14 protein-coding genes are annotated in these 12,747 nt (G+C 58.8%); 9 read left to right on the plus strand and 5 right to left on the minus strand.

Going from position 1 to position 12,747, the window contains the following annotated elements:
• Positions 1–423: 423 nt before the first annotated feature.
• The 5 genes from ACXAF5_RS14530 to ACXAF5_RS14550 are packed head-to-tail and all read left to right on the plus strand — an operon-like array spanning position 424 to position 3,862.
• Complete coding sequence (locus tag ACXAF5_RS14530; RefSeq protein ID WP_474947129.1) at positions 424–930, plus strand: phage tail protein; 507 nt, start codon at positions 424–426, stop codon at positions 928–930.
• Positions 931–947: 17 nt separating this feature from the next.
• The gene (locus ACXAF5_RS14535; RefSeq protein ID WP_474947130.1) at positions 948–1,466 is read left to right on the plus strand and encodes a phage tail protein; all 519 of its coding nucleotides are present in this window, start codon (positions 948–950) and stop codon (positions 1,464–1,466) included.
• Positions 1,467–1,475: 9 nt separating this feature from the next.
• Positions 1,476–2,003, plus strand: coding sequence for a phage tail protein (locus ACXAF5_RS14540; RefSeq protein WP_474947131.1), 528 nt, complete (start codon positions 1,476–1,478; stop codon positions 2,001–2,003).
• Between the two features lie 57 nt (positions 2,004–2,060).
• Entirely contained in the window at positions 2,061–3,284 is a 1,224-nt protein-coding gene (locus ACXAF5_RS14545; RefSeq protein WP_474947132.1) for a DUF8189 domain-containing protein, read from the plus strand.
• A complete protein-coding gene (locus ACXAF5_RS14550) occupies positions 3,281–3,862 on the plus strand; it encodes a GNAT family N-acetyltransferase (protein ID WP_474947133.1) in 582 nt (193 codons plus the stop codon). Before ACXAF5_RS14545 ends, ACXAF5_RS14550 begins: the two co-directional genes overlap by 4 nt.
• Here ACXAF5_RS14550 and ACXAF5_RS14555 read toward each other — a convergent pair.
• Positions 3,838–4,131, minus strand: a complete 294-nt coding sequence (locus tag ACXAF5_RS14555; RefSeq protein WP_474947134.1) for a DUF6916 family protein — start codon at positions 4,129–4,131, stop codon at positions 3,838–3,840. The genes ACXAF5_RS14550 and ACXAF5_RS14555 overlap by 25 nt on opposite strands.
• A 408-nt stretch (positions 4,132–4,539) precedes the next feature.
• Between ACXAF5_RS14555 and ACXAF5_RS14560 the strand changes: the two genes are divergently transcribed.
• The 3 genes from ACXAF5_RS14560 (at position 4,540) to ACXAF5_RS14570 (ending at position 6,834) form a co-directional block, all read left to right on the plus strand.
• Positions 4,540–4,746, plus strand: a complete 207-nt coding sequence (locus tag ACXAF5_RS14560; RefSeq protein ID WP_239322873.1) for a cold-shock protein — start codon at positions 4,540–4,542, stop codon at positions 4,744–4,746.
• Between the two features lie 25 nt (positions 4,747–4,771).
• Positions 4,772–4,978, plus strand: coding sequence for a hypothetical protein (locus ACXAF5_RS14565; RefSeq protein ID WP_474947135.1), 207 nt, complete (start codon positions 4,772–4,774; stop codon positions 4,976–4,978).
• 1,712 nt (positions 4,979–6,690) lie between these two features.
• Positions 6,691–6,834 carry a hypothetical protein gene (locus tag ACXAF5_RS14570; protein WP_474947136.1) on the plus strand — a complete coding sequence of 48 codons (144 nt, stop codon included), beginning with the start codon at positions 6,691–6,693 and terminating at the stop codon, positions 6,832–6,834.
• A gap of 443 nt (positions 6,835–7,277) precedes the next feature.
• Here ACXAF5_RS14570 and ACXAF5_RS14575 read toward each other — a convergent pair whose 3' ends face one another.
• The 3 genes from ACXAF5_RS14575 to ACXAF5_RS14585 are packed head-to-tail and all read right to left on the minus strand — an operon-like array spanning position 7,278 to position 10,490.
• Positions 7,278–7,448, minus strand: coding sequence for a hypothetical protein (locus ACXAF5_RS14575; protein WP_421701857.1), 171 nt, complete (start codon positions 7,446–7,448; stop codon positions 7,278–7,280).
• Positions 7,448–8,296, minus strand: a complete 849-nt coding sequence (locus ACXAF5_RS14580; RefSeq protein ID WP_474947137.1) for a hypothetical protein — start codon at positions 8,294–8,296, stop codon at positions 7,448–7,450. The genes ACXAF5_RS14575 and ACXAF5_RS14580 overlap by 1 nt, the downstream gene beginning before the upstream one ends.
• 7 nt (positions 8,297–8,303) lie before the next feature.
• Positions 8,304–10,490 carry a type VI secretion system Vgr family protein gene (locus tag ACXAF5_RS14585; protein WP_474947138.1) on the minus strand — a complete coding sequence of 729 codons (2,187 nt, stop codon included), beginning with the start codon at positions 10,488–10,490 and terminating at the stop codon, positions 8,304–8,306.
• Between the two features lie 720 nt (positions 10,491–11,210).
• Here ACXAF5_RS14585 and ACXAF5_RS14590 point away from each other — a divergent pair.
• On the plus strand, positions 11,211–11,657 hold the full coding sequence (locus tag ACXAF5_RS14590; RefSeq protein ID WP_474947139.1) for a hypothetical protein: 447 nt from the start codon (positions 11,211–11,213) through the stop codon (positions 11,655–11,657).
• Between the two features lie 134 nt (positions 11,658–11,791).
• Here the strand turns inward: ACXAF5_RS14590 and ACXAF5_RS14595 are convergent, their stop codons facing one another.
• Entirely contained in the window at positions 11,792–12,679 is an 888-nt protein-coding gene (locus ACXAF5_RS14595) for a LysR family transcriptional regulator (protein WP_255729847.1), read from the minus strand.
• Between the last annotated feature and the right edge of the window lie 68 nt (positions 12,680–12,747).

Consider the following 12,747-nt stretch of genomic DNA (forward strand, 5'->3'; position numbering starts at 1 on the left):
CGACGTCAAATAAAAATAACAACCATAGGCACTTATATACACAAAAATATAGGCCAAACAACTACCACACGCGCGACCTGAGACTTCGGCGAAGGTGGCGTACAGCGGGTCAAGAACCGGCGCGGGGGCCTCAGTTTGATAATTATATGAATTATTTCATGATATTAACACACATCTACGTTTAAAAGACACCCTTACATCCCGGCGCGCCTTGCCGAACGCAACTGCATGCACCGGCTGAACGGGAACACGACACAAAATCAACCACAGGAATATTTTTATTGCCAAAGCGACGATACTTATGTGAGTTTCGAAGAATCACAGAGGCGCATTTTCAAACTCAACCTTTGGGGCATCTTAGGCACACCCACGGGATCTCAATCGGTTTCAACCACACTAGGAACGCGCGCCTTGGGGGAGATTATGTCAGAACCATTTCTCGCTGAGATCCGCATTGTCGGGTTTAATTTTGCGCCCCGGGGCTGGGGTTTCTGCGACGGGCAGATCCTGCCGATCAATCAGAACCAGTCACTCTATTCGCTGTTGGGCACCACCTATGGCGGCGACGGGCGCACGTCCTTTGCGCTGCCCGATTTGCGCGGCCGCACCCCGCTGCACGTCGGTGAGGGTCACAGGCTTGGTGAAAGGAGTGGCGAGGAGACCTCGACGCTGAGCGTCAGTGAAATGCCCGCTCACAAACACAACGCGCGCGCCTCATCGGCGGCGGGGAACGCGACCACTCCGGCCGGGCACCTCCTCGGCGCAGAGGCAACACCGGATGCGGCCTACCACTCTGCCGATGCGGGGACGTTGGTCGGCCTGCGCTCCATCACAAATACTGGCGGATCTCAGGCGCATGAAAACATGCAGCCCTACCTCGCGGTCAACTTCTGCATTGCCCTGCAAGGGCTGTTCCCGTCGCGCAACTGATCACGAAAGGACACAGGATGTCGGAACCCTTTGTAGGTGAAATCCGCATGTTTGCGGGCAATTTCGCCCCCCGCGGATGGGCCTTCTGCGATGGGCAGTTGCTGGCGGTATCGCAGAACGACGCGTTGTTTTCCCTCTATGGCACCATCTACGGCGGCGATGGCCGCACCACATTTGGCCTCCCCGACATGCGGGGGCGATTGCCGGTCCACGCGGGAACCGGCCCGGGGCTCAGCCCCCGCCGGCTGGGCGCGAAGGGCGGCGCTGAAAAGGTCACACTGACGGTCAATCAATTGCCCAGCCACACACATCCGCTGCAGGCCTCCACAGCGCTTGCGGAGTTGGTCAGCCCGCAGGACAACGTGCTGGCGGCAGGCGCCGGGATCAACCACTACACGACCTCCGACCCGTTTGCGCAGATGTCGTCGCAGATGGTGACCCACACGGGTGGATCGCGATCCCACACCAACCTGATGCCCTATCTGTGCGTGAATTTCATCGTGGCGCTGTTCGGCATCTACCCGAGCCGACACTAGGAGGCGAAAATGTCTGAACCCTTTATCGCTGAAATCCGGATCTTTGCCGGGAATTTTGCACCACGCAGCTGGGCGTTCTGCAATGGTCAGCTTTTGCCGATCGCCCAGAACACCGCCCTGTTTTCGCTGATCGGCACCACCTATGGCGGCGATGGCCGCAGCACAACGGCGCTGCCGAATTTGCAAGGGCGCGCGCCGATGCACCCCGGACGCGGCCCGGGCCTGACCTCCCGCCGCCTTGGGCAGCGCGGGGGCAGTGAACAGGTGACACTCACCGAAGCGCAGCTTCCCAATCACACCCATACGGCCATGGCCAGCACCGAGTTTGCAGATACAAGCACCCCGAGCTCTTCGACCACGCTTGGCAACACCGGCTTCGACACTCTTTACCAGACCGACACCGACTCCAATCAGGTCGACCTGGCATATGAGGCGATGCCCGAAGCGGGCGGCGGGCAGTCGCACAACAACATGCAGCCCTATCTGACTTTGAATTTCATCATCGCGCTTCAGGGGCTCTATCCGCCACGCAGTTGACCCCTGCCCCAGCGACATCGCCTGCGCCAGCCAAGCCTATCGGAAGGACATCTCGACATGTCAGTTGAAGACGCCACCCCCGCAGAATTCGAAGGAAATGTGGTCACGGAACCGAGCTACTTTCGGATCTTTTTTACCGCCCTCACACCGGCGGGCGCGTTGGGCTACAAGGACCAGACGGTCGAAAACGGCGGTTTTGACAGCGGCTTCACGGCTTTGACCAACACCAGCTATCAGCCGGAGCATTTGAACGCGTCGGTCACCCAGGATGGATATGTTTCCGTTCTGGCAGTGGACGCGGCCACCGGAGACCTGACCTATATACGCGAAACCCGGAACGAGGACGCCGACAGCCGTTTTGCACCGCCTCAGACCCTGGGCAAGCCGGACGGGGTGAGCGGCATTCTTGATACGGTGCTGATCAATGGTCTGACCGGACGCGCAAACGTGTTCCTGTCAAGTGCCGAGGCGGACAATACGATCTGGTGGAAGTTCCAGAACTCCAACACCGTGGTTGAGAAAACCGTCAAAGTCGTGCCCCCCGGCACCGAGACACCGATCGAGGTGACAGTGCCCGTCGAAGTGCCGCCAGCGCAGATCTGGTCGGACTGGCAACAGCTGCCCGGTGCGCTTGTCAGCTTGACCGCCACGCAGAATGCGGATGGCCGCCTTTTTCTGGCCGGTATCAACGCGGATGGGGTGCCTTACCTGAACCTCCAGTCCAGCGACAGGCCATTCTTGCCCGAGAGCTGGAGCGGCTGGCAGGACATCTCTGAAGGGTTGACCGGTTTCGAACAGATCGTCTGTGGCCTCGACCATAACGCTCTGGTCCATATTTTCGCGCGGATCGACGACAAGATCTACATGAAGGTGCAGCAACAGGTCAGTTCCAGCAGCTTTGGCGGCTGGGTGCTGTTTGCCTCCTTCGTGTCTCCTGTGCATACGATGGATGTGTCCACCTCGCCCCAAGGCGGTCTCTATCTTGTCGCGCAACTGAGCTACGGGGCAAACTGCCCGGTCTACGCAAAATACCAGACCGGGACCGGATCGGATGACTGGTCCAGCCCGGCCGTCATCGGGCATGTCTATCAGAACTGCAACCTGATGTTGCAACCCAACGCGGACACCAGCCTCAGCCTGTTTTCGCTCGACCCGGACACCGGCAAAGCGGCCTACCTGCGTCAACAGTCCCTAGGCCATTGGTCGGCGACATGGACCGAGCTAGGGGCGGGCTATGCCGCGATTGCGACCACACAAGACATCACGCCCAACCCGTCATGATCCCTGCGTCCGTCCTGCCTCCAAAGTTCGAAGTGCGACCGCAGTCGACCGCCCCCCTGCCAGTGCAGGACCGTGCAGCGGCTCTGGGGGTGGGGTATCGATGGATCAGGCCCGAGGACCACGAATTCCTCGAAGCGCTCTATCGAAGCACACGGGAAGCCGAGCTGGATCGCACCCCCTGGGACGAGACAGAGAAACAGGCATTCATCGCGATGCAGTTCGAGGCGCAGCATGCTCATTACCAGGCGCATTACCCACAGGCGCGGTGGCTGGTGGTTCTACGCGACAAGACGCCGGTCGGGCGCCTCTATCTGGAACGGTGGGACAGCGAACACCGCATTATCGACATTGCGCTCATACCCGAGGCGCGGGGCCTGGGCCTCGGACGTGCGATCCTGCTGGACCTTCAGGACGAGGCCCAGGCTGCGGCAAAACCGGTGAGCATCCATGTGGAAAAGGCCAACCCGGCGCAAACGCTCTACCGTCGCCTTGGATTTCGCACGCAAGAGGACAAGGGCGTCTACGATCTGATGCGCTGGGATCCCCCGGCCGATCAGGTAAAGATCGCCTCATACTGAATGCCCGCGTCCTTTTCGGCGACCGGCACCAGGAAAAGCTCCTGCTCGCCGAACTCCTGCTCAAACAGACGGTAGACCGATTGTTCCAGCACGGGCGATTTTGGCCCCTGCCACAGGGTGGAGAACGCCCCGCCCTCGCGCTCTCCCGCGCCCAGGGGCTTTACCTCGATCAGCGACAGCTGCACCTCATCCGCAACCGACCGCACGTCGAACACCCGATTGAGGAACGCTTCGAAATCACCGGAGGTGAGCGATTGCAGAGTGGTCATGTGATCTCCTTGAGCGTGGGGTTTGGTCCCGCACCCGTGGTGCGCAACTTATGCGACGCTAACCGAACACCCCCTCAACCGTAAAGCCCGTTTCCCATGCCCGGCTGCTGTGACCCGCAGCCACGCCAGTTGCCGACTGCGAACACCTCGGCACGTTGCTGAAGCCAAGGCAACAAAGGGTGATCCGGGCGGTTCGGCACCTGTGCGGAGTTGGTCGAGGGTGGCCACCGCAGCCCCTTTTGCAAAAGAATCCTTGCATTGATGCGGCAGAGCACCCATCTGTGCGGGGCTAACGTTTCTTCTCTTCGAATTTCTGCTTCCGCCCAAACGGTATCAGTCGATCGACTTGGATCAACTTTTGCCGACCTGTCGCAATCCCGCGGACAGACTTTTTAGGAGATTACGGATATGGCCAATGGCACCGTGAAATGGTTCAACTCTACCAAAGGCTTCGGCTTCATTCAGCCTGAAGATGGCACTCAGGACGTGTTCCTGCACATTTCCGCAGTTGAACGCGCCGGCATCAACCGCATCGATGATGGCCAAAAGGTCACCTACGACCTCGAAAGCGGTCGTGACGGGCGCACCTCTGCCGGAAACCTGGCACTCGCATGATTGCCATTGCCGGGGACAAGGACAGATGACCGAGACCCCGGCAAACAAGGACACCCCGGATATCTTTGCATATCTCTCGGTGTCCGCTGCAAAATCAAAATCTTCGGAGTCTTTGTCAGCGGCTGATCGGACAACACTTGTCGTCAAACGCCTGCGCGACGAGGAAGCCAAGGCCAACGCTGAAAAGACCGCACGTCTGAGAGCGTTTCGCAAAAAGACGGATCCGAGATAGAGGGAGCGACCCGCTCCCTCGATACCCGATTACACCTTGTGAACGCACGCAAGGTGCAATTCCTTTTTCAAGTGAATGCGTTGGATGAATTCACCTTCGAAGGGCGAGTGTCGCGCATCTCTATTGCAGGCCCCGCGGCCCGGATTGCCGCCCCCCCTCCCTTCAAGACCTCTCCGGCAGAAATTCTGATATGCGACAGTGCGCCTGAACAGTGCGCCCAGCCGTGCCTTGCGCCCCGTTGCAATGCCTCCAATCGATCAGACCCTGCGGGAACGAAAACGGGACAGAACGTTACAATGGGTGACTTTGTGGAGAACTGCCAAGTTCCGGCCATTTCCGAGGTTCGCATGTAGCTCTGTAACCCATTGATTTAATGGCGGGGAGACAGGGATTCGAACCCTGGGAACGCTCTCACGTTCAACGGTTTTCAAGGCTGGCGTGAATATAATCCTCGCATGATGTTACCAGCAAAATTTCCCAATACAAACGATGAACAGATAGTGAATGTGGGAAGCACGCTCCTTGAAGCTATTTTTCTAAAGCTCAAGCTAACCGGGTGCAAAAAAACAAGGCATTGGTTCTGCACTCGCATCAGATGGTCCGTCTACTGGCCGTGCGGCTTACGGACTTAAGTAGCGCTTGATGTGATCCCCGGAATCGCCCCCGATGCTGGGCATCGTATCCCGGCAGGGAGCTCACAGGTGGGCTTTACTTGGGTGCCGTAAGCTGACGATAGAAACCAGCCCTAACAAGACATTCGTGTCAGGCGCAGCGTGACGCATGGCATAGACAGGGAGGGCGGGAACCGGACCTTAGCTGCGTGTGCGAATGTTCCATGGCAGACTGGCAAGAGCGGCCATTCAAGCCCTAGCAACCGGAACCCACGTGCTGCGCCGCGCACCAAGGTCGGCTATGCGCAGTTAGCGACATTTGCAAAGTCTCAGGATCTGTCACCTGGGCAACGGTCCCATGCTGCACGAGCGATGGAGGGAGCAGACCTTCGCTGCAGATGCAGCCACCAACCACTGTCGAACGGAAGGGAAGCGGGACAAAGCTGCAGTTGGTCAGTTATACAGTTAGAGTTGGGAAACACGCAGTCGGGCTACCCTTCTACGAACACTGTCGCAGTCTCATCGACATAAAACGCTGCCTTGTTTCTAACGCACCATTCCTCCAGTTCACTCTTCAGCAGCGGCCAAAGGTCTCTCGCCCATTCTGGAGCCTTCGTTTCCCAGGCCTTTTGAGTTGGAAGGTATGCAGAATACACGCCCATAGGTAGCTCAAGAACGAACGAGCCACCTGGACCTTTCACAACCAATTCTTCCTTCCAGCGAGGTTGAAACTGGAAAGTTGTTTGCGGTTTTGAACCGAATAGCTTGGCGAAGAGACGGTTGAACATAGGTGTTTTATACAGTCAGCTGCTTGAAGATTGAAGGTGAGTATGGGCTCACAGCGGACTTGCCACGATGCGGCTGCAAGGTTTCAGCGAATCCGTACGAGATCCAAGCGGCCAGATGACGCCAGCCAGCCCAACTACGACATTCATGCGAGGCGCAGCGAAGGCACTGCTGCAGTCGCGAAATACTTCCCGAAAGCCGCCGTTCAGCAAGCGGTGGCGGCCCTGGCTGATGCTGCGGTCAGCACCAGGGGCAGCGAAGCGCAGATAGCGCTCTTTGCAAAGTCGGTAGATCTGGCGACACGGCGAGCGGTCCATGCCGCAGTCGCACGAAGAAGAGCAGACCTTCGCCGCAAGTGCAGCCGCCAACTACCTTCGAACGACGGTGGGGCGGGACAAACTGTGCTTTCGCTGCAAACGCTCCAAAGTCGGCTTTCGTCCGAGCGAGACCGTGCAATAGCCGCAGAGGGGTAACTAATTTGCAGGCGATCCGATAGGAGGAACCGCGTAGCAGGATCATCCACCAATAAACACATCTCCAGAGCCGCTTTCGACGGTCCCGCTGCAGTCAATGGCATGGCCGACGCGTCCAGCGGGCTTTCCGTTGATGAACACACCGCCAGATCCAACCGCCAGCGCCGCCCGTGCGGAGGATGCTTGGGCTTTGAGTGCGGCGCAAAAGCGTCTCCCACGCGCAAAGCCGGTTTCCCATTGATACCGACATCACCGCTGCCTTCTGTGGCTGGTGTCGGCGGGAACCCATTGTGTTCAGACCCGGTGTCGCCTTCTCGTCCTGCCGCTGGCATAATGTGCTCTCCAAAATTTTGTTTCTGCTCTACGCACGGGGTTTCATACGCTATCGGCACATTCCGTTGCCAAGGGCAATTCCATCGGCTCGGAAAATCAAGTACTACGAAACAAAAAGAACCCGATCACCATGAGCACAATTCCAACTGCAACCATGATATATATCTCCGCCACGAAAGAACCGAGCACAATCATCAGGCCAATCCCTGTGAGCAGTTGACCGAGTATGTCTGAAACGAGCCCCAAAACAAAGCGAATGAACTTCATTAGCTTCGCCCTCCGCTCGAGCCAAAATCGAGCAATGCCTGAATGAACTCGCGATACAGCACGAAGTCATCGCCGAGCGCATCCATAAATTCTGCGTTTTCTGTAAGTGTTTGCGCTACCCGAAAAAGTGAAACATACGTGTCACTGTCGATAGAGTGGTCTGCATCGCCTGTAATCCAAGAAATGAATATCTCTATGATGCCGAAATTAGAAGGGTGGTTAATAGAAGCGTGAATGGCTGATCCCCACATAAGCATGATCGTATTAGTCCATGCGACTCCGCGCATCTCGAGACTACCACCGCCCCGTCGTCTGATCCGTGACTTCATCCAGCGCGTAAAAAATTGTCCTGAAGCATAGCGCCCGACGATCTGTGCGCGCCGTGCCTCATCGGGAACCGCGCGATCAATTGCATCGTTGAACAAGTTCCGGTCCGCCTCCGACAGGTGATCACGTGCCAAATTTTGCGCCGTTTCATTGGTCAGCAGCCGCCAAAGCAGGCCTCGGAAAATCAGATAGTAAATAACACGAACCCCTGCACCAAGGACGCCGAGAATGCGATCGCGGTGATAAAAGCAGTTCTGCTGCACATGAGGGCCATAAAAACCGGCGTGTCCCACGACCCAATGGATACAGAGCGTGTAATCGAAGGGCCACGAATAGGCCCCCTCTGCTGTACCACCGACGATAGCCTGAAAGCGCTCCCAAGCCGTTTGCGGATTTTTATTCGCCGCAGCTACTAGAAAATCAGGGTCTCCTGCATCGATCTCGATCTGAAGCGCTTCGTCTTCAGCTTGCCCTCCGCCGAGGACAATTTCTCCATTATATGCAATTCCATCTTGGGGCATATCGTCCTCAATTTAAATCTATGCGACTAGACAAAACCTCAAAAGTCGCTTTCGCCTTTGTTGCCATGGCCTTAGTGAAAATTGTGATCCGATCTTTGAAGGACTGGTTTAGCGTGATCCCGCTCATTTGGACACGTCCGTCAGCATGCAGCGTGATGCGTGCCTTTCCACAAATTAATTCTAGCTTCCTTGCCGCTTGGATGACGCGCTTAGAGCCAGCGCTTTCGGTATGGTTCTTGGCCACAGCAACGTCGAGATGTGTACCTACATCAAGAGACATGTCTTTCGACATTTGTTGATCCCAACGCCCACCAACCGAGAACAACACGTTGCGATCAATCATTGAACTGCTGGACCCCTCAACGCGAAGCGCATAATTACCTTCCCCGCGCTCAGCACGCCCGCGTTCACCGTAATTCACGCCAGCCGCTGGGATGCCTTGCCAATGATCTTCAATCGCGTGAGGCACAATGTCGTCTAGGTAGCTCCGGCCAATACTCAGCGTCATATTGCCACCTACAACATCATCGCTGTTATTTTCGACCTCCGCAGCGCGGTTGTGGCCCACACTTTGCACCCAGTTGTTGTCGATACGTTCTGTGTGATTGTGCAGTATTTTTTCGTTCCGGTCTTTCTGGGCATGCACGAATATTTCTTCTCGCCCCTTTTCATCCTCAAACCGCAGTTCATTGAACCCGCGCCCTTTGTGTGTATCGGTTTTGAAGGTCGACCGTGTCTTATACTTTGGCAGCTCATATGGCGGTTTGTTTTTACCGTTATAGACACAGCCGGTGACAATGGGTTTGTCCGGATCTCCCCGCAGGTGTTCGACGATGACTTCCATGCCGATGCGGGGGATGACCATGCCACCCCAGCCTTGGCTCGCCCAGTTCTGGCTCACGCGCACCCGCATGGTATGCGCCTTTTCGCAATCCCAGTGGAAGCGCACCAGAATGCGGCCGTGTTCGTCGCAATCGATCTCGCCGTCGCCCACCACTACGGCTGTCTCCGGCCCCTGCACACGCGGGCCGGTGGTGCGGCGCTCGGGGCGGAAGGGAGCGGCTTCCGGCAGCAGCACGTAAGCGCCGTCATAAGGCGCCTCATCGCCGCCCCCATCACCCGAGCCATAGGCCTGTGCCCGGAAGCGGTGGCTGGCCTTGAGGCAAACGAATGTCTCACCCGTCGCGCCCGGCACATCATCGCCTGCCAAAGTCACCCGCCAGCCCGCACCCAGGGACACCGCGTCGCCCTCAGCGTGGTGGCGCTGAGCCTGGCCGCGCTCTTCCTCCAGGCGCCGGTCCGCCACGCCGCGCCCCTCGCCCTGGGTCAGGTAGTCGCCGGGCCAGTCGTAGCTCTCGATATCGCTGCTGGGGTGGGCGGCCTCGCTGAGTTGCTGGGTCTCCTGCGCGGCATTGGGAATCTTGAAGTTGTACTCGGTCAGCCGCACCGCTCCGGTTGTGATGCGCTGCGACGGGGACCAGCTGCGGAAATGCTCCTCTTCGTGGCGGTGATAGCCCGCGACACCGTAATAGGGCCGTGACAGGCCCGGCACCTGCGGCAGGCTGAAGGCCGCATCGCTCAGCAGCATCGTGTGTGAACCCGCCTCATGCCGCCAGGACCAGGTGATGCCGTGGCGCTCCAGCTGGCGGCGCACAAAATCCGCGTCAGACTCGCCGTATTGCACGGTGTATTCCAGCACCGGATAATCGTCAGAGACCTGCACCTCCAGATGCGGATGTCCGAGGCCTGCATAGGCGCGGAGCACTTCCTGAACGATTTCAATCACGGTTTTGCTGTGGAAAATCCGAATGTTGCGCCTGAGGGCCGCCACATGCAGCCAAGGACGCAGCAGCAGATCATAGCGGAACCCGTTCTCAAATGCGCCGCGCTGGCGGGCCTCGCAGACGATCCCGTCAAAGGCGCGGGTTCCCTGCCCATGATTAATCTCCACCGTTGCATGCGTACCCAGAAGAGCGGTCAAATCCAGCCCGTCCTGGGCCGCCAGCGCCTCAACGCGCCATTCAAAATCCCCTGACAGCTCCTCGCTGCCATCCATGCGCAGCAGCACCAGACTGTCCGCGCCAAGCACGGTCGACAGGCGGCCCTGCCGGTCCTGCTGAGAAAAATGCGTGTTCATAATTCCACCAAACAACCAATGCGGGAAGTGTTTACGCGGTTTGCGGCGGATCTGCAAGGCGGCAGCGAACTGGAAGGAGCGCTTCCTGACAGAGGGTTGATCTAGCCGGGGCAGTGCTCATCAGCAGCGCTATCAGCGGGAAAGATCCGGCAAGCTGACATTCATGACGCATGCGGCATTCGGCAAAATGGGCTCACAGCCGCCTTGCGGCACTGCGGCAGCGTAGTTGCAACGAAACCGCGCTTGGTCTTCGCTGCCAGAGGTCGCCAGCCAGCCCAATCACGACATTCATGCAGGGTGCCGCGAAGGCGCTGCTGCGAGCGCGAGAGCTTTCCCGAAAGCCGCCGTTCAGCAGGCGGTGGCGGCTCTGGCTGATGCTGCACTTGGCTTCAAGGTCAGCGAAGCGCAGATAGCGCTCTTTGCAAAGTCGGTAGATCTGGCGACACGGCGAGCGGTCCATGCCGCAGTCGCACGAAGAAGAGCAGACCTTCGCCGCAAGTGCAGCCGCCAACTACCTTCGAACGACGGTGGGGCGGACCTTCAGGACGTTCGCTGCAACTGCACCCTGTCCGTTCAGATCCGGGCTGGAATGGATTCAATGGGCGCAAAGAGGTCTGACGGCAGCGCAACATGGCAATCGCAGGGTCAGCGGCGAAGCAGTCACTCATGCACTGCGAGCGGTTCGTCTCCACATCCACGCCCCAAAATGCGAAATCAGGAGTCTGCGGCAACTCCCACAAATAGCTGATTAGGAGCTGGTTGCGGGGCAAAACGATCGTGTCCACTGTCTTCCCCCGCGCCTGGTGCCAGAAGAACGGCATGGCGCGGGGGAGGTATGACACCATCAACAACAAGACACCGATCAGTTCCAAGACGAACCAGATCGTGGGCGGTGACGCACCGTCTTTATATCTCGCACGTCTGCCGAAGAAGGGCGCGACATCAGACACCGCAATTGATACACACCTTGAGAGCCACCTGATCGGCCCGCAGCTACTGCGGTCGCATGACTTCTACGGCTTAGTCGGACGGCGTCAGAAGGCTATGCTGGGTATGATCGCGGCCGCAACAGGCAAGGCAATTTATCGGGGGACAGCGACGGACGATCCTGTCGAGAACATTATCGAGGACGAGGGCGAGGGACTTGAGGCGGCCGAGAAGGCCGGACGCACTCCAGTGCGGATTTCGCCCGGTCTGCGTACTGCCTGGCTTCTATCCCTCTAATCTTGCACGTAGTTTTACCAAGATTGCCACCATTCATCCACCGCGCAGCGCCGCGCTCAGCCCGAACGGCGGCTTCTAGGGACGAGGCGTCAAGACGTGACCGACGGTTAAGGGCCGCCTGTCACCTTCGCCCTTCACCTCAATATCCTCTCCAGGAGGCCTGCGGCATGCCTGAGCGCTCTGTCCTTGGTCCTCCGCTGGTGCCAGGCGAGATGCAGCGGGAAGCCGGGAACCGGGATCGGGGGCGGCAGGGCGATCAGGTCCGGCGCGGCGGGCAGTACGCGCGAGGGTAGCATGGCGATCATGTCCGAGCCGCGCAGAAGGTCGGGCACCATGCCGAAGCTCGGCACCACCAGCCCGACCCGGCGGCTGAGGCTGAAGCGCGCGAGTTCCGCGTCGAGCGGGCTGCGCGCTTCGCTTCGGCCCGATACGAGGATATGTGGCCATGCCAGCCAGGCATCGAGGTCGAAGCCTGTGATCGCCGGATGGCCGGGACGCAGGGCGATGACGTAGCTCTCTGCCAGCAATTCCTCGCGGTGGATGTCGCCGTCCTCGCCGGGGAAAACCGAGATGGCGATGTCGGTCGTGCCGTCCACCAACGCGGCCTTCGCGGCCTCAGCCCCGTGCCAGGGCTGGATCACGAGGTCGACGCCCGGCGCGCTCTCCGCAAGGGCGCGCTGCAGGGGGCCGGTTACAAACAGCGCCGGGTAATCGGCCATGGCGATGCGCAGGGTCTGGCGCAGCTCGGCCAGCGGCACCTCGGGTGGGTCGACCAGATCTCCCACCCCGGCCAGCAGCGATTTTAGCGGCGCGCGCAGGGCCTCCGCCCTTGCCGTCAGCCGCATGGTGCCGCGCCCGCGTTCCAGAAGTTCGTCGCGGAACAGATGCCGGCAGCGTTGCAATGCGGCCGAGGCGGCAGGTTGCGACAGGCCCAGCCGGTCGGCGGCACGGCTGACATGCGCCTCGTCCAGCAGTGCGTCGAGGATCACCAGGAGGTTAAGGTCAAGCGAGCGTAAATTCATACGAGTGATAATAGAACATATTATTAATCGATTGGAGTGATTTCTTGTGCTCCGGCATCTTCCTCTCA

It is taken from the genome of Epibacterium sp. ABV4_022, assembly GCF_056159345.1.

Coding starts and splice junctions, on each gene's coding strand:
- ACXAF5_RS14530 (WP_474947129.1), top strand. CDS start 424: ATGTCAGAACCATTTCTCGCTGAGATCCGCATTGTCGGGTTTAATTTT.
- ACXAF5_RS14575 (WP_421701857.1), bottom strand. CDS start 7,448: ATGAAGTTCATTCGCTTTGTTTTGGGGCTCGTTTCAGACATACTCGGT.
- ACXAF5_RS14595 (WP_255729847.1), bottom strand. CDS start 12,679: ATGAATTTACGCTCGCTTGACCTTAACCTCCTGGTGATCCTCGACGCA.
- ACXAF5_RS14580 (WP_474947137.1), bottom strand. CDS start 8,296: ATGCCCCAAGATGGAATTGCATATAATGGAGAAATTGTCCTCGGCGGA.
- ACXAF5_RS14565 (WP_474947135.1), top strand. CDS start 4,772: ATGACCGAGACCCCGGCAAACAAGGACACCCCGGATATCTTTGCATAT.
- ACXAF5_RS14535 (WP_474947130.1), top strand. CDS start 948: ATGTCGGAACCCTTTGTAGGTGAAATCCGCATGTTTGCGGGCAATTTC.
- ACXAF5_RS14560 (WP_239322873.1), top strand. CDS start 4,540: ATGGCCAATGGCACCGTGAAATGGTTCAACTCTACCAAAGGCTTCGGC.
- ACXAF5_RS14555 (WP_474947134.1), bottom strand. CDS start 4,131: ATGACCACTCTGCAATCGCTCACCTCCGGTGATTTCGAAGCGTTCCTC.
- ACXAF5_RS14545 (WP_474947132.1), top strand. CDS start 2,061: ATGTCAGTTGAAGACGCCACCCCCGCAGAATTCGAAGGAAATGTGGTC.
- ACXAF5_RS14550 (WP_474947133.1), top strand. CDS start 3,281: ATGATCCCTGCGTCCGTCCTGCCTCCAAAGTTCGAAGTGCGACCGCAG.
- ACXAF5_RS14570 (WP_474947136.1), top strand. CDS start 6,691: ATGCCGCAGTCGCACGAAGAAGAGCAGACCTTCGCCGCAAGTGCAGCC.
- ACXAF5_RS14540 (WP_474947131.1), top strand. CDS start 1,476: ATGTCTGAACCCTTTATCGCTGAAATCCGGATCTTTGCCGGGAATTTT.